The organism is Bradyrhizobium sp. LB14.3, from assembly GCF_040547985.1.
Taxonomy (GTDB): Bacteria; Pseudomonadota; Alphaproteobacteria; order Rhizobiales; family Xanthobacteraceae; genus Bradyrhizobium.
In genome coordinates this window covers 432,496-453,799 of record NZ_JBEPQT010000001.1, presented here as the reverse complement: position 1 = coordinate 453,799, position 21,304 = coordinate 432,496, and the positions used below count along the sequence as shown (strand labels likewise).

The 21,304-nt window shown below is 64.8% G+C and carries 20 protein-coding genes and 1 pseudogene; 12 read left to right on the top strand and 9 right to left on the bottom strand.

Annotated elements, in window-relative coordinates; all coding sequences use genetic code 11:
* The first annotated feature begins 91 nt into the window (after positions 1–91).
* From ABIB00_RS02090 to ABIB00_RS02080, 3 genes and pseudogenes are all read left to right on the top strand, one after another.
* Positions 92–1,024, top strand: coding sequence for a sugar-binding protein (locus tag ABIB00_RS02090; protein WP_354103206.1), 933 nt, complete (start codon positions 92–94; stop codon positions 1,022–1,024).
* 136 nt (positions 1,025–1,160) lie between these two features.
* Positions 1,161–2,135, top strand: a pseudogene (locus ABIB00_RS02085) (aldo/keto reductase); the annotation flags it as partial.
* Between the two features lie 6 nt (positions 2,136–2,141).
* The gene (locus ABIB00_RS02080) at positions 2,142–2,984 is read left to right on the top strand and encodes an amidohydrolase family protein (protein ID WP_354103404.1); all 843 of its coding nucleotides are present in this window, start codon (positions 2,142–2,144) and stop codon (positions 2,982–2,984) included.
* Between the two features lie 70 nt (positions 2,985–3,054).
* On the opposite strand, the gene ABIB00_RS02075 is transcribed toward ABIB00_RS02080, so the two are convergent.
* From ABIB00_RS02075 to ABIB00_RS02065, 3 genes are all read right to left on the bottom strand, one after another.
* Positions 3,055–3,405, bottom strand: coding sequence for a RidA family protein (locus ABIB00_RS02075; protein ID WP_247338655.1), 351 nt, complete (start codon positions 3,403–3,405; stop codon positions 3,055–3,057).
* A 94-nt stretch (positions 3,406–3,499) separates the two neighbouring features.
* Positions 3,500–4,417, bottom strand: coding sequence for a CE1 family esterase (locus tag ABIB00_RS02070; protein ID WP_354103205.1), 918 nt, complete (start codon positions 4,415–4,417; stop codon positions 3,500–3,502).
* Between the two features lie 3 nt (positions 4,418–4,420).
* Complete coding sequence (locus tag ABIB00_RS02065) at positions 4,421–6,079, bottom strand: FAD-binding dehydrogenase (RefSeq protein WP_354103204.1); 1,659 nt, start codon at positions 6,077–6,079, stop codon at positions 4,421–4,423.
* A 275-nt stretch (positions 6,080–6,354) separates the two neighbouring features.
* Here ABIB00_RS02065 and ABIB00_RS02060 point away from each other — a divergent pair, with 275 nt between their 5' ends.
* From ABIB00_RS02060 to ABIB00_RS02040, 5 genes are all read left to right on the top strand, one after another.
* Positions 6,355–6,879, top strand: coding sequence for a hypothetical protein (locus ABIB00_RS02060; RefSeq protein ID WP_354103203.1), 525 nt, complete (start codon positions 6,355–6,357; stop codon positions 6,877–6,879).
* A 110-nt stretch (positions 6,880–6,989) separates the two neighbouring features.
* Positions 6,990–7,184 (top strand): hypothetical protein, encoded by a 195-nt coding sequence (locus ABIB00_RS02055; protein WP_354103202.1) that lies wholly within the window; start codon positions 6,990–6,992, stop codon positions 7,182–7,184.
* Positions 7,185–7,208: 24 nt separating this feature from the next.
* Positions 7,209–7,799: an SCO family protein gene (locus ABIB00_RS02050; RefSeq protein ID WP_354103201.1), complete on the top strand. Its 591-nt coding sequence runs from the start codon at positions 7,209–7,211 to the stop codon at positions 7,797–7,799.
* Between the two features lie 93 nt (positions 7,800–7,892).
* A complete protein-coding gene (locus ABIB00_RS02045; protein ID WP_354103200.1) occupies positions 7,893–8,828 on the top strand; it encodes a transporter substrate-binding domain-containing protein in 936 nt (311 codons plus the stop codon).
* Positions 8,829–9,008: 180 nt separating this feature from the next.
* Positions 9,009–10,652, top strand: a complete 1,644-nt coding sequence (locus ABIB00_RS02040) for a lysine--tRNA ligase (RefSeq protein ID WP_354103199.1) — start codon at positions 9,009–9,011, stop codon at positions 10,650–10,652.
* A gap of 187 nt (positions 10,653–10,839) precedes the next feature.
* Here the strand turns inward: ABIB00_RS02040 and ABIB00_RS02035 are convergent, their stop codons facing one another.
* Entirely contained in the window at positions 10,840–11,493 is a 654-nt protein-coding gene (locus ABIB00_RS02035; protein WP_354103198.1) for a S24 family peptidase, read from the bottom strand.
* 279 nt (positions 11,494–11,772) lie between these two features.
* On the opposite strand from ABIB00_RS02035, the gene ABIB00_RS02030 reads away from it, so the two are divergent.
* Both ABIB00_RS02030 and ABIB00_RS02025 read left to right on the top strand, forming a co-directional pair.
* The gene (locus tag ABIB00_RS02030; protein ID WP_247338639.1) at positions 11,773–12,117 is read left to right on the top strand and encodes a DUF952 domain-containing protein; all 345 of its coding nucleotides are present in this window, start codon (positions 11,773–11,775) and stop codon (positions 12,115–12,117) included.
* Entirely contained in the window at positions 12,114–13,211 is a 1,098-nt protein-coding gene (locus ABIB00_RS02025) for a quinone-dependent dihydroorotate dehydrogenase (RefSeq protein WP_247448381.1), read from the top strand. Before ABIB00_RS02030 ends, ABIB00_RS02025 begins: the two co-directional genes overlap by 4 nt.
* 9 nt (positions 13,212–13,220) lie before the next feature.
* On the opposite strand, the gene ABIB00_RS02020 is transcribed toward ABIB00_RS02025, so the two are convergent.
* From ABIB00_RS02020 to ABIB00_RS02000, 5 genes are all read right to left on the bottom strand, one after another.
* A complete protein-coding gene (locus tag ABIB00_RS02020; RefSeq protein WP_354103197.1) occupies positions 13,221–14,546 on the bottom strand; it encodes an MATE family efflux transporter in 1,326 nt (441 codons plus the stop codon).
* 1 nt (position 14,547) lies between these two features.
* Positions 14,548–15,282 carry an MBL fold metallo-hydrolase gene (locus ABIB00_RS02015; protein ID WP_354103196.1) on the bottom strand — a complete coding sequence of 245 codons (735 nt, stop codon included), beginning with the start codon at positions 15,280–15,282 and terminating at the stop codon, positions 14,548–14,550.
* A gap of 78 nt (positions 15,283–15,360) precedes the next feature.
* A complete protein-coding gene (locus tag ABIB00_RS02010; protein WP_354103195.1) occupies positions 15,361–15,663 on the bottom strand; it encodes a DUF6460 domain-containing protein in 303 nt (100 codons plus the stop codon).
* Between the two features lie 314 nt (positions 15,664–15,977).
* Positions 15,978–17,852, bottom strand: a complete 1,875-nt coding sequence (locus ABIB00_RS02005; protein WP_354103194.1) for an ATP-dependent DNA ligase — start codon at positions 17,850–17,852, stop codon at positions 15,978–15,980.
* Positions 17,849–18,886 (bottom strand): ligase-associated DNA damage response exonuclease, encoded by a 1,038-nt coding sequence (locus ABIB00_RS02000; RefSeq protein WP_354103403.1) that lies wholly within the window; start codon positions 18,884–18,886, stop codon positions 17,849–17,851. The genes ABIB00_RS02005 and ABIB00_RS02000 overlap by 4 nt, the downstream gene beginning before the upstream one ends.
* Positions 18,887–18,953: 67 nt before the next feature.
* Here ABIB00_RS02000 and ABIB00_RS01995 point away from each other — a divergent pair, with 67 nt between their 5' ends.
* Both ABIB00_RS01995 and ABIB00_RS01990 read left to right on the top strand, forming a co-directional pair.
* Positions 18,954–19,880 (top strand): methyltransferase domain-containing protein, encoded by a 927-nt coding sequence (locus ABIB00_RS01995; protein ID WP_354103193.1) that lies wholly within the window; start codon positions 18,954–18,956, stop codon positions 19,878–19,880.
* A gap of 115 nt (positions 19,881–19,995) precedes the next feature.
* Positions 19,996–21,225 (top strand): ABC transporter substrate-binding protein, encoded by a 1,230-nt coding sequence (locus tag ABIB00_RS01990; protein WP_247338625.1) that lies wholly within the window; start codon positions 19,996–19,998, stop codon positions 21,223–21,225.
* The last annotated feature ends 79 nt before the right edge of the window (positions 21,226–21,304 follow it).

The window sequence follows — 21,304 nt, the reverse complement described above, 5'->3', positions numbered from 1 at the left end:
GACGTCGTTCCGGGAAGGCAACGAAAATGCCGCCTGTCCGCTTCCCGGACGATCTTAAGAGGATGGGCGCCAGAGAAGGGTGGAGGAGACGATGAAGAAATTTCTTCTTGCCGGCATCGCAGTCGCGATGATGGCAACGCCGGTGTTTGCCGCGAACTACCGTTTCGTGATCGTGCCCAAGGCGATGAACAATCCGTTCTTCGACTTCGCGCGCGACGGCTGCCTGAAGCGTGCCAAGGAGCTCGGCAATATCGAGTGTATCTACAAGGGGCCCGTGGAGCACGAGCCGGCGACGCAGGCCCAGATCATTCAGGACTTCGTCACTCAGAAGGTCGACGGCCTCGCGATCTCGGTCGCCGACGTCGCGGCCATGTCGAAGTCGATCGAGGCGGCGACCGCGGCCGGCATCCCGATCATCACCTTCGATGCCGATGCACCCGGCTCCAAGCGGATCGCCTATATCGGCACCAACAACAAGGAGTTCGGCGTCGCACTCGGCAAGCAACTGTTGAAGCTGCGGCCCGACGGCGGCAAATACGCCATGGTCTCGGGTGGTCCCGGCGCCAAGAACCTCGCCGAACGCGTCGACGGCGTCCGCGAGGCGCTGAAGGGCTCGAAATGGACCGAAGTCGCGGGCTCTCCGACGTTCTGCAACGACGATCCCGCGCTGGCGGTTCAGCAGATGACTGACATGCGCACTGCAACGCCCGACCTCGCCGCGATCGTTCCCATCGGCGGCTGGCCGATGTTCGCCCCCGAAGGCTTCAAGGCCTTCGCCTCCAGGTACAAGAAGGATATCGATTCCGGCAAGTTCACGCTTGTGGTCGCCGATACGCTGAAGATGCAGCTCGAGCTGTTGCGCGATGGCTATGCCAATGCGCTGGTTGGTCAGCGTCCCCTGGAGATGGGCGAGAAGGCGATGGATACGCTGCTCGCCATCAAGAAAGGCGAGAAGGTGCCGGAGATCGTCTATACCGGCCTCGATCTCGTGACCAAGGACAACGTTGCGCAGATGTTGAAATAGGAGCGGCCCCAGCCCCGCGCTCCTGCGTGCCTCTCCCGCTTGCGGTTTTCGCAAGCGGGAGAGATGATCTTGGCTGTTGGAACCGATACTTTCGGAAGCGGGACTTTCGAAAGCGGGCTGTTGGAAGGCAATGGGAATGAAAAGGTCGCGGCTCGGCTCTCTCGACGTCACGTCACTCGGCCTCGGTTCCGCCCCGCTCGGCGGATTGTTCAGCCCCGTCAGCGATGCCGATGCGGAAGCGACGATCGCCCGCGCCTGGTCGCTCGGAATCCGCTTCTTCGACACCGCGCCGCTGTACGGCTTTGGCCTCGCGGAGCGACGCCTTGGCGCATTCCTGCGGCAGCAGCCGCGTGACTCCTACGCCATCTCCACCAAGGTCGGCCGCCTGCTGCGTGCGCCCGATGGCGCTGCCGCCGAGGACGCGCATTACAAGGGCACGTCGCGCGAGCGGCCGGTGTTCGATTTCAGTTATGACGGCGTGATGCGATCGGTGGAGGAGAGCCTGGCGCGTCTTGGGCTCGACCGCGTCGACGTCTTGCTGGTGCATGATCCCGACGATCACTATGACGACGCCGTGGCCGGTGCGTTCCGCGCGCTCCAGCGCCTGCGCGCCGACGGCACGGTCAAGGCAATCGGCGCCGGCATGAACCAGTCGGAAATGCTGGTGCGGTTTGCAGAGGCCGTTCCGGTCGACTGCTTCTTGCTCGCCGGCCGCTACACGCTGCTCGATCAGGGCGCGCTGGATGCGCTGTTCCCGGGCTGCGCCGCGAAGAACACCGGCATCCTGCTCGGCGGCATCTACAACAGCGGCATTTTGGCCAATCCGCATTCGAGCGCGAAGTTCGACTATCAGGACGCCGATGCGGCACTCGTTGCCCGTGCGCTCGCACTCGACGAGCTCTGCCGCAAGCACGGCACCGAGCTGAAAGCCGCCGCGCTGCAGTTCTGCATGGCCCATCCGGCCGTGACGGTCGCCGTGATGGGCGCGCGCAATGCCGCGGAAGTTGCCGACAACATCGCGATGTCGGAAAAGACGGTGCCGGCGGCGTTCTGGCAGGAGCTGCGTGCGCGAAACCTGGTCGACGTCCGCGCACCATTGCCGAGCGGAGCGTACGGCATGATCATCGACGGCCATCAGCATTTCTGGGACCCGGCGCGCGCCGACTATCCCTGGATGGACGCGCCCGAGCTCACGCCGATTCGCCGCGCCCTCGGTCCGGCCGATCTCGCGCCGTTGTTGGAAGCGAACGGCATCGACGCGAGCATCGTGGTGCAATGCCGCTCCGCGCTGGAGGAGACCGAGGATTTTTTGCGGATCGCGCATGAAAACCCATTTGTCGTTGGCGTCGTCGGCTGGGCTGATCTGACCGATGCTGCACTTGGTGAAACGCTGGACCGGCTGCGCGCTTCGCCCGGCGGGGACAAGCTGGTCGGCATCCGCCACCAGGTGCATGACGAGGCTGATCCGGACTGGCTGCTGCGCGAGGACGTCCAGCGTGGCCTCACGGCGGTGTTCGCACACGATCTCGCCTACGATTTCCTTGTCCGCACCCGCGAGCTGCCGGCGGCGATCGCAACCGCACAGGCCTTCCCGCAGGCGCGCTTCGTGCTCGACCACGCCGCCAAGCCGCCGATCGCAGACGGTGGAAGCAACGAATGGTCCGATCGCATCGCCGCACTTGGGGCCTGCGGCAATGTCTGGTGCAAGGTCTCGGGGCTGGCGACGGAAGCGGTGTGGAACGATTGGGATGCGGAGCGGCTGTTTCCGTTCGTCGCGCACGCCGCGAAATGCTTTGGCGAGGATCGCCTGATTTTTGGCTCGGATTGGCCGGTGTGCCTGCTCGCGGGCAGCTACGGCGAGATCAAGGGGGCGCTGGAGGCGTGCCTGATGAGGCTCGGCGCGCATGTGCGCGACAAGACGTTCGGCGTGAATGCGAAGGCTGCGTATCGGTTGGCGTGATTGCGGCGGTCGCTCTGAAGCGCGATGATATTTCATCGCGCTTCAGCCGCGCATAAATGCTGTCGTAAGCTTACTTCGCCGCGGTGACCATGATCTCGACGGTGTATTGCGCCGCTGCGAGCTTGGCTTCGACGGTGGCGCGCGCCGGGGTGTTGCCGGGCGAGACCCAGGCGTCCCATACGGCGTTCATCTCGCCGAACGTCTTCATGTCGGTGATGTAGATCGTGGCCGAGAGCAGTTTCGACTTGTCGGTGCCGGCCTTGGCGAGATGGCTGTCGATGGTCGCCAGGATGTCCTGGGTCTGCTTGGTCACGCTTTCGCCGGCGGCGTTGTTGGCGACGACACCGGCGAGATAGACGGTGTTGCCGTGCACGACGACCTGGCTCATGCGCGGGCCGGCTTCAAGACGCTGAATGCTCATTGGGGATCTCCTTTGAATGGCGGCCCTGTCTAGCGCAGCGGCTTGCTCCGTGCCACCCCGAGCACGCATGCGCCGCCGTCGATGCATGCACTCCCTACGGAAACTGGCTGAAAAAAGTCCAGATCGTCTCGGCGCCGTCGATGTCGCCGTTCTGCGGCCCGAGCAGGCCGGCTGCGACCTTCGGGAAGCGGGCATCCGGAGAAAATCCGGGCATGCGGTGACCGCCTCGATTGATGCGATAAAGCACGACGTCGTGCCCATCAGGACAGCGCGAGGAGATCCGTGTGACGGTGGACTGGTCTGCGGGCGCCCTGTCGGGCAAATCGGTCATGTCGGCGTTGTCGGTCTCGCAGCCGTTGAGCTTGCGCCAGAACGCCAGCGTCTCGTCGGTGGACCAGAACCCGTCTGCGGCATAATAGCTCGATCCGCGGCCGCCCTCGTAGGGGACCAGCGGGTCGGCCGTACCGTTCATCAACAGCATCGGCAGCGGCCGCGACGGATGGCACGTGACGGCGGCCTCGTCGGTGAGATTCATGATCACGCTCGCGCCGGCAGCAAACAGATCGGCGCGGGCGCAGACCAGCGTCATCGCCATGGCGCCGCCATTGGAGATGCCGGTGACATAGACGCGGCGAGGGTCCGCGGTGCCGTTCGCCACCAGCTTCTCGACGAGCTTTGCGATGAAGGCGACGTCGTCGGTGGCTGCGGGCGGGCCACGGAGCGCGGGTCCCGCCTTGGTCCTCGCGTCGGCCCATGCATGGTTGAGGCCATCGGGAAAGACCACGGCAAACCCTTCGCGCTTTGCGACCTGCGGCCATGCCGTCCGCGTCATCATGTCGGCGCCGCGCTGGGTCTTGCCATGCAGCACGACCACGAGCGGCACAAGCCGCTTCGCCGGAAGTTGCGCGGTGTAGGACCGCTTCACGCCGTCGATGTCGATCGTATCGGCGGACGCAGCCGAGGCGGCGGCCAATGCCGCAACAAGCGCCGCGATGCGCATCCACCGCCGCATGATCTAGCTCACCGCCTTCGCCGCCGCGCGTCCGGCATTGCGGCCCGAGAACAGGCAGCCGCCGAGGAACGTGCCTTCCAGCGAGCGATAGCCGTGCACGCCGCCGCCGCCGAAGCCGGCGGCTTCGCCCACTGCGTAGAGGCCCGGAATGACGCTGCCCTCCTCGCCGAACACGCGCGAGGAGAGATCGGTCTCGAAACCGCCCAGCGTCTTGCGGGTGAGGATGTTGAGCTTGACCGCGATCAGCGGTCCCTGCGCGGGATCGAGGATGCGGTGCGGGGGAGCCGTGCGGATCAGCCTGTCGCCGATATAGCGCCGCGCATTGTGGATGTTCATCACCTGCGCATCCTTGACGTAAGGATTGGCGATCTCGCGGTCGCGCGCCTCGATCTGCATCCTGATGTGCTCCAGCTTGAGGAGGTCGCTGCCAGCGAGCTTGTTCATCGCCGTAACGAGATCCTCGATCTTGTCGCGCACGATGAAGTCGACACCATGGTTTTTGAACGCTTCCACCGGCGCCGGCGCGCCCTTGTTGATGGCGCGGCGCAAGGTCATCCGCCAGCTCTTGCCGGTGAGATCGGGGTTCTGCTCCGAGCCCGACAGCGCAAACTCCTTCTTGATGATGCTCTGGGTCAGGATGAACCAGGAATAATCATAACCGGTGGACATGATGTATTGGAGCTGGCCGAGCGTGTCGGAGCCGGGGAAGAGCGGCGCCGGCAATCGCGTGCCGGTGGCGTCGAACCACATCGAGGACGGGCCGGGCAGGATGCGGATGCCGTGGCGCGGCCAGATCGGATTCCAGTTCTGGATGCCTTCGACATAATGCCACATGCGGTCGCGGTTGATCAGCCGCGCGCCTGATGTCTCGGTGATGCCGATCATGCGGCCGTCGACATGCTCGGGCACGCCGGAGATCATGAATTTCGGCGGCGCGCCGAGTCGCTTCGGCCAGTTCTGCCGCACCAGCTCGTGATTGCCGCCGATGCCGCCGGACGCCACGATCACGGCCTGCGCCTTCAACGCAAACTCGCCGACGACATTGCGCGACGAGCTTTTGCCCCGCTCGACATTGTCGGGGGTGAGAACGGCGCCGCTGACGCCATCCACCGTGCCGTTGGTGACGGACAGCGCATCGACGCGATGGCGGAACCTGAAGCTCAGCCGGCCGCCTCTGACGGCCTCGCGCGCGCGGCGCTCGAATGGCTCGACGATGCCGGGTCCGGTCCCCCAGGTGACATGAAAGCGCGGCACCGAATTGCCGTGGCCCATCGCGTCATAGCCGCCGCGCTCGGCCCATCCGACCACGGGGAAGATGCGATGGCCCATCGCACGCAGCCAGTCGCGCTTCTCGCCGGCCGCGAATGCCACATAAGCCTCGGCCCATTGGCGCGGCCAGAAATCCTCGTCGCGGTCGAAGCCGGCGGTGCCAAGCCAGTCCTGCAGCGCAAGCTCGTAGGAATCCTTGATGCCGAGCCGGCGCTGCTCCGGCGAATCGACCAGAAACAATCCGCCGAACGACCAGAACGCCTGGCCGCCGAGCGACTGCTCGCCCTCCTGGTCGACCACGATCACGCGCTTGCCCGCATCGGCGATTTCGGTTGCGGCCACGAGGCCCGACAATCCTGCGCCGACGACGATGACGTCTGTCTCTTCAGCCATCTGTTTAGCCAAGTGTTTCCCCTCCATCGGTTCCCCCTGTAGTTGCCCGGATTGAAGCCAGCGGTTGCAACTGAGATCAAGAGTATGGCGCGTAAGCCATCGTTAACTTGTTCCACCTCGGGAAAAAGACCGCCCGAGTGCAGCGCGGGCGCAACACTGGATTTGAATTTGTTTTGAGCGAGCCGGCATGCCTAGACAAAACCGCGGTTACGACGGACCCTAGCAGGGCATCACCACCTGACACACAGATTCGAATTCGACTGGGGCGGGGGATAATGAAATTTCTGACGGGGTTGCTCGCGGCGGTTCTCCTGATCGCGAGCATGGGGGCTTCTCACGCGGTGGTCCGGATCGCAGATGACCGCGGCGGCCGGATTGGAACCTACGTCGACAGATACCAGGATCTGCGACAATCAGGCGACACCGTCATCATCGACGGCCTCTGCGCCTCGGCCTGCACCATCGTCCTCGGGGCCATCCCGCATGACCGTATCTGTGTGACCTCGCATGCGACGCTGGGCTTCCACGCCGCCTGGGATTTCGGCACCAATGGCCGCGCCGTCACCAATTCCGAAGCGACCCAGATGCTCTATGCGATGTATCCGTCGCAGGTGAAACGCTGGATCAATCAGCGCGGCGGCCTCACCCCGCATATGCTGTTCCTGAGGGGCAGACAGCTCCAGGCCATGTACAAGCCCTGCTACCTGGACGCGCAGGCCTCGGCGATCAAGCCGCCGTCGCGCCGGTCTCTGCCGGAAGCGGAACAGCTCGAGTCCGCTCGGGGCCAGGTCTTTCACTGAGATCCTCAGCATGACGGGATCCTTTTGGGTCGCCAGCGGCGCCTTGCCCCCAGGCGGCCCAAAGCCTATCTGAAAGCCTGGGAACCAGGGCCTTCGCCCCGATCGTTGTCATGGCTCAACCACTGCACCCTACCCATCCTGTATCGGACAATTCGCCCACTGCCGGCCGGACGCCGTTCGTGCTGCTGTTGGCAGGTGCTGGCGTCGGCGGCCTGGTCGTGCTCGGCGTGCTCGCGCTCTGGTTCCACTATGGCAGCCAGGTGTTCTTCGAAATGATCGGGACTGGCTTTGCCGCCTGCTTCTGACCCGCGACAGGAAGTTTTCCGCCCATGAGTTCAGCCGCCCGTCCGCTGGTAATCGCGACCGCCTTCGCTGCAAGCCTCGTCCTCGGGCTCCTGATCGTATTCTGGGCCATGGGCGGGGTCAGCAAGGTGGCGCAGCCGGCCGCGATCGGCGGCCCGTTCCAGCTCACCGACCAGAACGGCAAGGCCTTCACGGACAAGAACCTGAAGGGCAAGCCGACCCTGATCTTCTTCGGCTACACCCATTGCCCCGATGTCTGCCCGACCTCGCTGTTCGAGATCTCGGAAGTGCTGCGCGCGCTGGGCAAGGATGCCGACAAGGTCAACGCGGTCTTCATCTCGGTCGATCCCGAGCGCGATACGACCGCGGCGATGAAGGACTATCTGTCGAGCTTCGACCCGCACCTCGAAGGCCTCTCTGGCGATCCCGCCGAGACCGCCAAGGTGATCACCTCCTACCGGGTCTACGCCAAGAAGGTCCCGACCAAGGACGGCGACTACACCATGGACCACACCGCGCTGATCTATCTGATGGACCGCGACGGCCGCTTCGTCTCGCCATTCAACCTGAAGCGCACGCCGGAAGAGGCCGCGGTGGAGCTGAAGCGGTATCTCTGAAGGACCTTGTCTAACCGCAATCGGCGCTCGCGTTCCCGGCGGGATGGGCTATAAGGCCCTCCGATCCCAACGAAATTCGTTCATTTTCAGCCGATGGCTCCATCGCAACAGGCGAAATCGTCCAAATCCGCCCGTGGCTTGATGACCGGGCTGGTCGTCGGCGTTTGCCTGCTCGCGGGCCTGTCCGGCGCAAAAGCCCAGACTCCGGCCAAGCAGCCTTCCGCGGTGCCCGAAGCCACACCGCAGGCGAGACCCCAGGCGGCCCCGCAGGCCGTGCCCGGCTTCTGGGACCCGCGGCGGCGGCCGGAGCGGCCGGACCTGGCGCGTCTGACCGTGATCCGTTTCCTGACCGAGACCGACTATCCGCCGTTCAACTACACCGGCGCCGACGGCAATCCGGCCGGCTTCAACGTCGATCTCGCCCGCGCGCTGTGCGAGGAGATCAAGGTCACCTGCACGGTGCAGATGCGCCGCTTCGAGACGCTGTTGGACGCGCTCGCCTCCAACCGGGGCGATGCCATCATTGCCTCGATGGCGGTGAGCCCGCAGCTCCGCGCCCGCGTCGACTTCACCGATCCCTATTACCGCGTGCCGGCGCGCTTCGCCTCGCGCAAGGACGCGGTGATGCCGGAGATCCGGCCCGAATATCTCGAGGGCAAGAAGGTCGGCGTCATCGCCGGCTCCGCGCATGAAGCCTATCTCAAGGCGATGTTCACCGACGCCGAGCTGCACCCGTATCCCAACGACGACGTTATGCGGAGTGCTTTACGCAAGGGTGAGGTCGATTTCATCTTCGGCGACGCCATCTCGCTCGCGTTCTGGATCAACGGCTCCGATTCCGGCGATTGCTGCGCCTTCTCCGGCGGCCCCTTCGTCGAGAGCCGCTTCTTCGGCGAGGGCATCGGCATCGCCGTGCGCAAGGGCAACGACGTGCTGCGCCAGGCCCTGAACTGGGCGATGTTCCGTGTCTGGGAAAAAGGCCGCTACACGGATCTGTGGCTGCGGTATTTCTCGGTGAGCCCGTTTTAACTTCGCTGCCTCCTCGTCGTCATTGCGAGGAGCGCAGCGACGAAGCAATCCAGAGTGCTTCTGCGGGAAGATTCTGGATTGCTTCGCTTCGCTCGCAATGACGGTGCGTGCGGTTGCACGGTCTCGCAAAATTGCATTCTGCCCGGAAATCGCTATTTTCCGCGGCCCGGAGGCTCCTAGATGTCCGTTATCGATCTTGCCGCGAATCCGAGCGATCTGCGTGCGCTCGCCGAACAATCCAACGCCTGGCCGTTCGAGCAGGCGAAGGCCATTGTCGCGCGGCTGAAGAAAAGCCCGAAGGACGAGGTGCTGTTCGAAACCGGCTACGGCCCGTCCGGCCTGCCACATATCGGCACCTTCGGCGAGGTCGCGCGCACATCGATGGTGCGGCACGCCTTCCATGTGCTGACCGAAAACAAGATCAAGACGCGCCTGCTCGCGTTCTCCGACGACATGGACGGGTTTCGGAAAGTGCCCGACAACGTCCCCAACAAGGAGATGCTGGCCGCGCATCTCGGCAAGCCGCTGACGCGCGTGCCGGATCCGTTCTCCAACGAGTACCCGTCGTTCGGGCACCACAACAATGCGCGGCTGCGAGCCTTCCTCGATCATTTCGGCTTCGACTACGAATTCGCGAGCTCGACCGACCATTATACGTCCGGCCGTTTCGACGCGACGCTGCTCAAGATGCTGGCGGCCTACGACAAGGTGATGGCGATCATTTTGCCGACGCTCGGACCCGACCGCCGCGCGACCTATTCGCCGTTCCTCCCGATCAGCAAGACCACGGGTGTCGTGCTGCAGGTGCCGATGATCCGCCGCGACGTTGCGGCCGGCACGGTGACCTATGTCGACCCCGATACCAGCCAGGAAGTCGAGACGCCCGTGACCGGCGGCAACGTCAAGTGCCAATGGAAGGCCGATTGGGCGATGCGCTGGGTCGCGCTCGGCGTCGATTACGAGATGGCCGGCAAGGACCTGATCGATTCCGTAAAACTCTCCGGCGCGATCGCGAGGGCGCTCGGCGCCACGCCGCCGGAAGGCTTCAACTACGAGCTCTTCCTCGACGACAAGGGCCAGAAGATCTCGAAGTCGAAGGGCAACGGCCTCACCATCGACGAATGGCTCCGCTACGCCTCGCCGGAATCGCTGTCGTTGTTCATGTATCGCGAGCCGAAGGCGGCCAAGCGGCTGTATTTCGACGTCATCCCGCGCAACGTCGACGACTACCAGCAGTTCATCGACGGCTTTGCCAAGCAGGACGCCAAGCAGCAGCTCGGCAATCCGGTCTGGCATGTCCACAGTGGCAACCCGCCGAAGTTCGATATGCCCGTCACGTTCCAGCTCTTGCTGACGCTGGTGTCGTCGTCGAACGCGGAGAATGCCGAGACGCTGTGGGGTTTTATCGGCCGTTATCGTCCGGGCGTGTCGCCGCAGACGCATCCCAAGCTCGATGCGATGGTCGGCTATGCCATCAACTATTATCGCGACTTCGTGGCGCCGACGAAGACGTTCCGCGAACCGACCGAGACGGAGCGCGCAGCGCTCCAGGATCTGCGCGACGCGCTGTCGCAGCTTTCCCAGGACGCAACGCCGGAGGACATCCAGAACGTCGTCTACGAGATCGGCCGCCGCGAGCCCTTCCTCGACCAGGTCAAGAAGGGCAAGGACGGTCGTCCGGGCGTGACACTCGACTGGTTCAACATGCTCTACCAGGTGCTGCTCGGCCAGGAAAAGGGCCCGCGCTTCGGCTCCTTTGTCGCGGTGTATGGCGTGCAGAACGCGATCAACATGATCGACGGCGCGCTGGCGCGGAGTGCGTGAGGGTGTCCAATTTGTTGTTTGCGTGATCTCTCCACAATGTCGTCCTGGCGAAAGCCAGGACCCATAACCACCGTCGGATGTGGTTACGGAGATTCGGAGTGACCACCTCTCGTGACTACTGCTCCCTGGGGTAATGGGTCCTGGCTTTCGCCAGGACGACGCCGAGTGTGCGGCGCATAACGCTCCCTCACTGGCTTGCCCATACGATCCTTGCGATCCACGCCACGTCGCTCGCCGCGATCGTGCGCTCGGCCTTTGAGGCATCGAGCGGCTGCAACTCCAGAGCCTTTGCCGTGCGGCGCTTCAGCGTCGCCACCGTGACCTCGCCCGCTCTTGTCTTCACCACCACGCGATCGCCCTTGCGGATCGGCGCGCCGGGTGAGACCAGGATGACGTCGCCGTCGCGATAGGCGGGCTGCAGCGCTTCGCCGGAAATGTGCAGCGCGAAGCTGCGGCTGTCCTCGGCGATGGGAAGCGCAAATTCGGTCCAGCCCTTGCCGATGGGAAAGCCGGACTCGTCGAAGGCGCCGCTCGCGCCCGCCAGCGCGAAGCCGAGCAGCGGTACCGAGCGGCCGTCGCCGGCCTCGTCGTCGACCAGCCTGGCAAAAATATCGATCGACGAATCCGCCGCCGCCAGCGCTTTCGCGATCGATTCGGTCGAGGGCCAGCGCTCGCGGCCGTCGGCGGTGACGCGCTTGGACTTGTTGAAGGTGGTGGGGTCGAGCCCGGCGCGCTTGGCAAGGCCGGACGGTGACAAGCCGGCACGCTCGGCCAGCCGATCCAGTGCGACCCAGATCTGGTCGTGAGTGAGGATCCTCTGCGCTTTGGCCTGCCTGACCATGGAAGGTCCAGCCCGTCGCAACCCAGGAAAACTATCCTCAAATCAACCGGTTTTCCGGTTTTCGCGCAAGGGGGCGGGAAAGCGTTCTCAAGCGAAGTGGATGCCGGTTCGCGCAAAGAAAGCGCGTCAAACAAGAATTTAGAGTCCCGGTTCGATTTCATCGGACCGGAAATGGCTCTAACTCTTGAGTTCGGACGGGGGCGCCATTACGGTCGCGCCCGGGTTTTAAGACCCGCAAGAGACGAAAAAACCCAAGAAACTCAAAGGGCTCCGCAAGCGGTGGTCAAGATCTACAAAATCTGTCCGGCCTCGGCCTGGCGCGAGGCGGAACGGCAGGGTGTCTACCGCGGCAGCGCGGACGATGCGCGCGACGGATTCATCCATTTCTCCACCGCGGCCCAGGTTCCCGAGACCTTGCGCAAGCATTATTTCGGGCAGCGCGCGCTGTTCCTGGTCGAGGTTGACGGCGATGCGCTCGGCAGCGAATTGCGCTGGGAGCGCTCGCGCAATGAGGAGCTGTTTCCGCATCTTTATGGCGAGCTCGATTTCGGCGCGGTGATCGCGGTGATCAACCTCAACACGCGCTCCGATGGCGGCCACGACGTCCCGGAGCTTGCCCCGTGATCCGCGCTTTCGACGCTTTCTCGCTGCCGGTGTTGCGCTGGCTCGATCCGGAGGATGCCCATCGACTCGCCATCCAGGGCCTGCGTTTCCTGCCGCCGGTCAAGCCGCGCGCTGACGATCCCAAGCTCGCGGTGCGCGCTTTCGGGCTCAACTTTTCCAATCCGATCGGCATGGCTGCGGGCTTTGACAAGAGCGCCGAAGTGCCGGATGCGCTGCTGCGGCTCGGTTTCGGCTTCGTCGAGATCGGCTCGGTGACGCCGAAGCCGCAGAGCGGCAATCCGCGGCCGCGGCTGTTTCGTCTGGAGCGCGACGAGGCCGTTATCAACCGCATGGGCTTCAACAATGACGGCGCGGAAGTCGCGTTGCGCCGGCTCGCGGCGCGCGCGCAGCATGGCGGTATCGTCGGCGTCAATGTCGGCGCCAACAAGGACTCGCCGGACCGCGTCAATGATTACGTCAAGCTGATCGAGACTTTTGCGCCGGTGGCGAGCTATTTCACCGTCAACGTCTCTTCGCCGAACACGCCGGGCCTGCGCAATTTGCAGGAAGGCGCGCTGCTCGACGATCTCCTCGCCAGGGTGATCGACGCGCGCGAGCGGGTGCGCCAGAAGGCCGGCGACACGCCGGTGCTGCTCAAGATCGCGCCGGACCTCAGCCTCGCCCAGCTCGACGACGTCGTGCAGGTCGCGCGCTCGCGCCGGGTTGACGGCATGATCGTCTCGAACACCACGATCGTGCGGCCGAGCACGTTGCGCGAGGAGATGCGCGCCAAGGAGCAGGGCGGGCTGTCCGGCCGGCCGCTGTTCCGGCTGTCGACGAGGATGGTCGCGGAGACCTATGTGCGGGTCGAGGGCGCATTCCCCTTGATCGGTGTCGGCGGCGTGGACTCGGGCGGCGCCGCGCTGACCAAAATCCGCGCCGGCGCGAGCCTGATCCAGCTCTATTCGTCGCTGATCTACAAGGGCCTCGGCCTCGTCGACGAGATCAAGCGCGACCTCACCTCGACGCTCTTGCGCACCGGGAGGGATTCTCTCTCCGAGATCGTCGGCGCCGACGCCGCGACGCTGACGGCGGAAGACTGGCCGGGGATGTAGCCAAGCGGGCTACGGCTTGGAAAACGTCTTCCTGAATTGCGCCGGATAGCGCGCGGCCTGCAAGCCGCCGCGCGAGACGTAGGAGGCAATCAGCGCGCTCCACAGTCCGGCATTGCCGAACGATTGCAGCGCCCACCATGCGGCGAGGAAGATCGCGAGCGAGGCCAGCATCAGATTGCGCATCTCGCGCGCCCAGGTCGCGCCGATATAGATGCCGTCGAAGCCGAAGGCGAACACGCCGGGAATGGGTGCAAGCACGACGAACGGCAGGAATTCCCGCGCGCCGCGACGGACGGCTTCGCTCGCCGTCATGAAATCGATCAAGCTCGGCCCAAGCAGCGCGAACAGCGCGGACACGACCAACGCGAAGCCGAGCCCCCATAGCAGCACCAGCCGGGTCGAATCCGCAAATCCCTTGGCGTCGCGTGCGCCAAGCGTGCGGCCGCAGAGCTGCTGGGCTGCGTTCGCAAGACCGTCGAGGAAGAAGGCGCTGACCAGCAGAAAGTTGTTGAGCACGGAATTGGCGGCCAGCGTGACATCGCCGGCCCGCGCGCCCTTGGCGGTGAAAAACAGGAACACGGCGATCAGCGCTGCGGTGCGGATCAGGATGTCGGAATTCACCGCCAGCAGCCGCATCAGCTTGGCCCGGTCGAACAGGGCCGCGTATGGCACCGCGAACCCGCTGTCCGCATAGCGGCGGCAGACGATCAGGCCTAGTCCGAATCCGGCCGCTTCGGACAGCAGCGCCGCGATCGCAGCACCCGCGATGCCGGTGTCGTAGACCAGCACCAGCAGGATCGTCGCCGCCGCATTGACGAGATTGATGACGACCTGGAGCGCGAGTGCCGGATTGGCGCGGGCCTGGCCGACCAGCCAGCCGAGGATGACGTAGTTCGCGAGCGCCAGCGGCGCCGACCAGATCCGGATCACGAAGTAGGTTTTGGCCGCGCGCGTGACGCCTTCGCTGCCGCCCATCAGGTTGAACAGCACGGCGGCCAGTGGCAGTTGCAGCACGATCAGCGCTACGCCGATCAGGCCGGCCACGATGAAGCCGCGCACCAGGATAGCGGTCAGCTCGCGCGTCTCGCCGGCGCCCAGCGCCTGCGCCGTGAAGGCGAGCGTGCTCATGCGCAGGAATCCGAACAGCCAGAACAGGCAATCGAAGATGACGGACGCGATGGCGACGCCGCCGAGCAGCGCGGCATCGTCCAGCCGTCCGATCGCGGTGGTCGAGACCACGCCAATCAGCGGCGTGGTGAGGTTCGCGACCATCGCGGGACCTGCGATGGCGAACACCTGGCGGGAGCCGACTCTGGGATGAACGGGTGCGTGCATGTCAGAACACGAGCACCATGCCGTCTTCGGCGGCGAGATGGGCGATGTCGTCGAGGCGGGACAGCACGTCCTCGCTCATATGGGTGAGGACGAGGCGTTTGGTGCCGATTTCGGGAAGGTGCTGTTCCAAGGTCTTCAGGCTGAGGTGATTCTTGACCACCTTCTCGTACATATAGGCTTCGGCGATGAAAAGGTCCGCACCATGCGCCAGTGGAATGAGCGTCTCGGTCCATTCGGTATCGGCGCTGTAGGCCAGCGTGCGGCCCTCGGCCTCGACGCGATAGGCGAGGAAGGGACCGCCGGATTCGCCGTGCACGACGGGGTAGGGCGTCACCGTCACCGCGCCGAAGCTCCGGCGCTGCTCGGGCGCGAGCTCGACGAAGGACAGCTCGAAGCGCTGTTTCGTCTTCGAGGAGTGCTCGAACAGAGCCTCCATCACCGCACGCAGCCGCGTCTCGATGGCTCTGGGTCCGGCGATCGTGAGCGGCCGCGTCCGCCGCGAGAATTGCGCGTCGAGCAGAAAGAACGGCAGCCCGGCAAAATGGTCGCCGTGGAAATGCGTGATCAGGATGAGATCGATATCATTGCGGTCGATCTCGAGTCGCTTCAGCGCCGGCAGAGCCGACGCGCCGCAATCAATCAGGAAGTTAGTCTCGCGCCCCGAGACGTGGAAGCAGGTGTTGAGCCTGCCGCCGGATCCGAAGGCGTCGCCGCAGCCGACAAAGCGCAATTGCATCGGCTGCTAGCTCCCTGGAGCAAGATCCGGAAAAGTGTGAAGCGGTTTTCCGGCAAGATCATGCTCAAAACTAACGACTTATCTGCGCGGCGCGCCGAAAACGCGCATCAGCAGCCAGATCGGAATCACGATGACCGCGCCGAGCAGGAAGTAGCGCCACAGCCAGTTCACGGTGTCGAAGCCGAGATCCCACAAACGCTGGAACAAGAGACGAATGCTGGTGATGATATTCCAGGGATCGAAACCGATCGCCGCCAGCACGACGCCGACGAGGATCGAGAGCAGGACCAGGCGAAACGCGACTGCCAGCGGCGAGCCGCCGAGAAAGCGGTTCAGGCCATCCGTGCGGCCGGCCGGCAAATCTCTGACGTCGTGGGCCATCTCAAACTCCTTGGGCGGATTCGACCGTATCATAGGGCACGGCGGGGGACATGGGGAACCCGCAACGACGCGTCAATCGGCTTACGGGATTTTAATTCGGGCGGGCGGGTTCGCCTTGGTTGTGGGATGATCGTGCCGCAGGCTCGCTGCAACCTCTCCCGCTTGCGGGAGAGGTCGCGCCGAAGGCGCGGGTGAGGGCTCTCGCCTCTTGGGGAATCCCACTGCGGAGCTACCCTCACCCCAACCCTCTCCCGCAAGCGGGCGAGGGGGCGCGCTGCCTTCGTGGCGGCGCTCGGGCCGATCTCCGTCTCCCCTCACGCATCAACCTCTGCCGCCTCCGCTTTCAGCATCTTTTCCAGCGTTTCCAGCCGATCGGCCTCCCGCGGCGGCTTGTCCCAGCGCAGGCGGCTGATGCGGGGAAAGCGCATCGCGACGCCGGATTTGTGCCGCGGCGAGCGCTGCAGCCCCTCGAAGGCAACCTCCAGCACCAGCCCCTTGTCGCCCTCGTGCACGACGTGGCGGACGGGGCCGAATTTTTCGGTCGTATTACGACGCACGAAGCGGTCGATCTGCAACAGCTCCTCGTCGGTGAAGCCGAAATAGGCCTTTCCGACCGGCACCAGCTCGTCGCCGCCCGCGCCTGCGGTCCAGACGCCAAAGGTGTAGTCGGAATAATAGGACGAGCGCTTGCCGTGACCGCGCTGCGCATACATCAGCACGGCGTCGATGATGTGCGGGTCGCGCTTCCACTTCCACCATTGGCCCTTCGGCCGTCCCGGCAAATAGGGCGCATCGCGCCGCTTCAGCATCACGCCTTCGACGGCGTCCGCGTCGTCGCCGGCACCGGCGCCGGCGGGATCGGCGCGTGCGGCGGTCAGCGCCTCCCAGCTCGCAAACGGGACGGTGGGCGAGAGATCGATGCGTGGATCGTCGAGCTTTGCGATGAACGTCTCAAGCCGCTCGCGGCGCTCCGCGAACGGCAGCTCGCGCAGATCGTTCTCGTCGTCGCCGAGCAGATCGTAGGCGCGCAGGTGAATCGGAAATTCCTTGATCAGCTTCGGAGACACGACCTTGCGGTTGAGCCGCTGCTGCAGAACGTTAAAGGTCTGCACCCGTCCCTCGCGCAGGACCAGAAGCTCGCCGTCGATGGCGCCCGGCAGGCGCAGCGCGGGCACGAGGTCCGGAAAGCTGCCCGTGATGCCCTCGCCGGTGCGCGAATAGAGCCGCGCGGTGATGTGGCCGCGTTCGTCTCGGCCGGCGACTGCCTGAACGCGGATGCCGTCCCATTTCCATTCGGCGATGTAATCGGCCGGATCCAGTGGTGCGAAATCGGTGTCCTCGATCGCATGCGCCAGCATCACAGGGCGGAACGGCGCGGGATCGCGGTTGACCGGCTTGTCGCCGCGGCCTTCCAGCCAGGCGAACAGGTCGAGATAGGGCGGCGCGAGACCGGGCCAGATCAGCTCGACCTCATGCGGGTCCTTGTCGCCGAGCGCGGCAGCCGCGGTCTTTGCCAGGCGCGCAGAGATGCCGATGCGCAACGCGCCCGTGACGAGCTTCAGCAGCGCCCAGCGGCCGGTCTCATCCAGCTCGTCGAGCCAGCGCTCGAGCTGCTTTGGCAGCTCGGTCTTGCCGAGCGTGCGCAGCGTGGTGACGACCTCGGTCAGTGTCGGCGGTGGTGGGTTGTTGTGGTTGCGGGCATGAGGGGACTCATCGCCATCTCTTCCGGAGTACCCCCCTCCCTGACCCTCCCCCACAGGGGGGGAGGGAACGGTTAGGTTCGTGCGTCCATCACTTTGGGAATCGCTACCAGTTGTCGTGCTCACTGACAGCGCCGCGCGCAACTGCGCTCCCTCCCCCCTTGTGGGGGAGGGCGGGGGAGAGGGGTAGCCCGGAAAAGACGGCGCGTTACCATGCAACTTCGGCCACATCAGCGCCACCGTCTCCGAGAGGTCGCCGACATAGTCGTAGGACAGCCCGAACAGCACCGGATCGGTGCGCGACGCGATCAGGTCGCGGATCAGCGCGGGCTTGGCGTGCTTGAAGCTGAGCGCGCCGGTCAGCGCGGCCAGTGCATAGCCGCGGTCGGGATCGGCGACCTCGCGAAAATAGCCGGTGATCAGCCGCAACTTGTTGTTGCGGCCGGGCTCGTAGGCGAGGCGGTCGAGAAGTTCGGCGAAGCGGTTCATGCTTCGGCCTCGTCAGCGAGCGGTGTCTCGGTCTCCTCCTCGTCGCCATAGCCGACGAGATCGAGCGGCTTTGCCCGCAAGCCTTTGCTTTGGCACCAATGCACCAGCGCATCTTCCTGGCCGTGGGTGACCCAGATCTCGCCGGCGCCGGTCGCCGCGATCGTGGCGGTGAGGCCGTCCCAATCGGCGTGATCCGAGATCACCAGCGGCAGCTCGATGCCGCGTTGCCGGGCGCGAGCACGCACCCGCATCCACCCCGAGGCGAATGCGGTGACCGGATCGGGAAACCGCCGCGTCCAGATATCCGAGGTCGCCGATGGTGGCGCCAGCGTGATGGTGCCGGCAAGCGCCGCTTTTTTCACGCCCTTCACCGGCCGCAACTCGCCGAGCGCGATCCCGCGGCTCTGATAGTAATGCGTGATGTTCTCCATCGCGCCATGCAGATAGATCGGCGCGTCGTAGCCCGCTTGGCGCAGCAGCGCGATCACGCGTTGCGCCTTGCCGAGCGAATAGGCGCCGACGAGATGCGCGCGCTCCGGAAACAGCGCCACCGACGCCAGCAGCTTCTTCACCTCGTCGGCGGCATCACCATGGCGAAACACCGGCAGGCCGAACGTTGCCTCGGTGATGAAGACGTCGCAGGGGACGAGCTCGAACGGCGTGCAGGTCGGGTCGGGCGCGTCCTTGTAGTCGCCGGAGGCGACGATGCAGGTGTCGTTGCAGGTGACCGCGACCTGCGCCGAACCGAGCACATGGCCGGCCGGATGGAATTTCACGCTGGTCTCGCCGAGCCGGATCTCCTCGCCATAGCGGATCGCCTGCGTCGAGCCGGCAAAGTTATCGCCGTAGCGCAGCCGCATCATGTCCAGCGTTTCCTGCGTCGCCAGCACCGCGCCGTGGCCCGCGCGGGCATGGTCGGAATGGCCGTGGGTGATCACGGCCCGTTCGACCGGCCGGATGGGGTCGATGTGGAAGCCGCCGGGCTTACAGCACAGGCCGCTCGCGACTGGCAGCAGGATGTCTTGCGGACGCATGCCTGTTATATAGGTTGCGCCACCGCGTGTTCGAGTCACCCGCCCGCTTCGCTTTCTGGTTCCCCCAATGCCCCTGCGCCTGTTCCTGACCTCCGGCGATCTCATGGCCGACCGCCGCTTCGAGTTCGCGCGCGACCTCCAGCTCAAGGGCGATCTGCCGGCCGCCGCCGACCTGCTCGAGCAGACGATCGAGCTTGCGCCGAATTTCACCTCGGCCTGGTTCACGCTCGGCGAAATCCGCGTGCAGCTCGGTGAGCGCGACAAGGCCATTGCGGCCTTTCGAAAATCGCGCGAGTGCGACGCGAGCGATCAGCATGGTGCTCATCTGCATCTGATACGCCTCGGCGCCGCGCAATTGTCCGAGATGCCAAAGGCCTACGTGCAGGCCTTGTTCGATCAATACGCGCCGCGTTTCGAGCACGTCCTGATCAACGATCTCGACTATCGCGCACCGTCGCTGATCTTCAAGGCAGTGGTGGCTGCCCGCGTGGCCGCGAAGAAGCCCGCCCTGTTCAAGCGCGCCATCGATCTCGGATGCGGTACGGGGCTGGCGGCCGCGGCCTTCGCAAAGCAGGTCGATCATTTCATCGGCATCGATCTGTCGCCCGGCATGATCAAGGAGGCGCGAGCCACCGCCCTCTATGCCGAGCTCGAAGTCGCCGACATGATCGAAGGCCTGCGCGCCAAGAGTGACGCGAGTGCAAACCTCGTCGTCGCTGCCGATGCGTTCGTCTATCTGCCCGATCTCGCGCCGGTGCTCGGCGAAGCCAGGCGCCTGCTCGCGCCCAGTGGCGTGCTCGCCTTCACGCTGGAGACGCATGACGGCAGTGGCATCGTTCTCGGCGAAGGCCTGCGCTATGCCCATTCGGCGGAATATGCGCGCGATGCGCTGGCGAAGGCCGGCCTCAAGCTCCTCACATTGGAGCCGGCCTCGCCACGCATCGAGAATAACGAGCCGGTGCGTGGCCTCGTCGTGGTCGCCGAGAAAACTTGAGTCTAGGCGCTATACGCGACGCTTTGGACGTCATTGCGTCGCAAAGCGGCGACTTCCCGCTTGCGAGCCGTGCGGCGATGCCAGCACAATGCGCGCGCCAAGGGAGAAACAAACAATGACCAGGAATCCATCGCGGCGCGATTTCAGCGCCGCCGCGCTTGCGACCATCGCGGCATCCACCTTGCCCGCGCCCTACGTCTGGGCCGCGGAGAAGAAATACGATGCCGGTGCCAGCGACACCGAGATCAAGATCGGGCAGACCGTGCCGCATTCCGGCCCCGGCTCGCTCTACGGCGTGCTCGGGCGCATCGGCGAGGCCTATTTCCAGATGCTGAACGAGAAGGGCGGCATCAACGGACGCAAGGTCAAATTCCTGACCATGGACGATGCCTACAGCGCACCGAAATGTGTCGAGGCGACGCGGCGCCTGGTCGAGCAGGAGGAGGTGCTGGCGCTCTACGGCTCGCTCGGTACCGCGCCGCAGACGGCTGTGCACAAATACCTGAATTCAAAGGGCGTGCCGCAGCTTTTGCTCAACACTGGCGCCTCCAAGTGGAACAATCCGAAAGAGTTCAAATGGACGATGGCGGGCCTGCCGCTCTATCCGACGGAAGCGCGCATCCTGGCGCGGCACGTCCTCAGCGTGAAGCCGAATGCCAAGGTCGGCATTCTCTACCAGAACGACGATTTTGGCCGCGACTTCCTCGGGCCCTTCAAGAAGGTTTTGGAAGACTCCGGCGGCACCGCAAAGGTGATCATGGAGCAGACCTACGATCTCACCGATCCGACCGTCGATTCCCAGCTCATCAATCTCTCGAAATCGGGCGCCGACGTCTTCTACAACATCTCCACCGGCAAGGCGTCATCGCAGTCGATCCGCAAGGTCGCCGAGCTCGGCTGGAAGCCGCTGCAGCTGCTGTCGGCCGGATCGACCGGCCGCTCGATCCTCAATGCCGCGGGGCTGGAGAACGCCACCGGTATCGTCGCGATCCGTTATTCCAAGGATGCCGGCCCCGGCCCCTGGGAGAACGATAAAGATGTGATCGCGTTCGACACGCTGCGCAAGAATTACCTGCCGAGCGTCGATCCCGACAACACCATCGCCTATGCCGGTTACGGCCAGGCGGTGACCATGGGCGAGATTCTGCGCCGCTGCGGCGATGAGCTCACGCGCGAAAGCGTGCTCAAGCAGGCCGCGAACCTCAACGGCTTCCACTCGCCGTTCTTCCTCGACGGCGTCAATTACAACTACACGCCCGGCGACTACACACCGATGAAGACGCTCTATATCTCGACCTTCAACGGCAAGGATTGGGCCGTGTCCGACAAGCCGGTGACGGAGTAGGGGTCTCCGCGAATGCGCGGAGCGTTGAAGGGCGATAGCTCTATACAATCTCGTCATGCCCGGGCTTGTCCCGGGCATC

Coding starts and splice junctions, on each gene's coding strand:
- ABIB00_RS02045 (WP_354103200.1), top strand. CDS start 7,893: ATGGCTCCATCGCAACAGGCGAAATCGTCCAAATCCGCCCGTGGCTTG.
- ABIB00_RS01990 (WP_247338625.1), top strand. CDS start 19,996: ATGACCAGGAATCCATCGCGGCGCGATTTCAGCGCCGCCGCGCTTGCG.
- ABIB00_RS02035 (WP_354103198.1), bottom strand. CDS start 11,493: ATGGTCAGGCAGGCCAAAGCGCAGAGGATCCTCACTCACGACCAGATC.
- ABIB00_RS02055 (WP_354103202.1), top strand. CDS start 6,990: ATGGCTCAACCACTGCACCCTACCCATCCTGTATCGGACAATTCGCCC.
- ABIB00_RS02015 (WP_354103196.1), bottom strand. CDS start 15,282: ATGCAATTGCGCTTTGTCGGCTGCGGCGACGCCTTCGGATCCGGCGGC.
- ABIB00_RS02070 (WP_354103205.1), bottom strand. CDS start 4,417: ATGCGGCGGTGGATGCGCATCGCGGCGCTTGTTGCGGCATTGGCCGCC.
- ABIB00_RS02080 (WP_354103404.1), top strand. CDS start 2,142: ATGATCATCGACGGCCATCAGCATTTCTGGGACCCGGCGCGCGCCGAC.
- ABIB00_RS02075 (WP_247338655.1), bottom strand. CDS start 3,405: ATGAGCATTCAGCGTCTTGAAGCCGGCCCGCGCATGAGCCAGGTCGTC.
- ABIB00_RS02010 (WP_354103195.1), bottom strand. CDS start 15,663: ATGGCCCACGACGTCAGAGATTTGCCGGCCGGCCGCACGGATGGCCTG.
- ABIB00_RS02000 (WP_354103403.1), bottom strand. CDS start 18,886: ATGCGTCCGCAAGACATCCTGCTGCCAGTCGCGAGCGGCCTGTGCTGT.
- ABIB00_RS01995 (WP_354103193.1), top strand. CDS start 18,954: ATGCCCCTGCGCCTGTTCCTGACCTCCGGCGATCTCATGGCCGACCGC.
- ABIB00_RS02060 (WP_354103203.1), top strand. CDS start 6,355: ATGAAATTTCTGACGGGGTTGCTCGCGGCGGTTCTCCTGATCGCGAGC.
- ABIB00_RS02005 (WP_354103194.1), bottom strand. CDS start 17,852: ATGAACCGCTTCGCCGAACTTCTCGACCGCCTCGCCTACGAGCCCGGC.
- ABIB00_RS02065 (WP_354103204.1), bottom strand. CDS start 6,079: ATGGCTGAAGAGACAGACGTCATCGTCGTCGGCGCAGGATTGTCGGGC.
- ABIB00_RS02040 (WP_354103199.1), top strand. CDS start 9,009: ATGTCCGTTATCGATCTTGCCGCGAATCCGAGCGATCTGCGTGCGCTC.
- ABIB00_RS02090 (WP_354103206.1), top strand. CDS start 92: ATGAAGAAATTTCTTCTTGCCGGCATCGCAGTCGCGATGATGGCAACG.
- ABIB00_RS02050 (WP_354103201.1), top strand. CDS start 7,209: ATGAGTTCAGCCGCCCGTCCGCTGGTAATCGCGACCGCCTTCGCTGCA.
- ABIB00_RS02020 (WP_354103197.1), bottom strand. CDS start 14,546: ATGCACGCACCCGTTCATCCCAGAGTCGGCTCCCGCCAGGTGTTCGCC.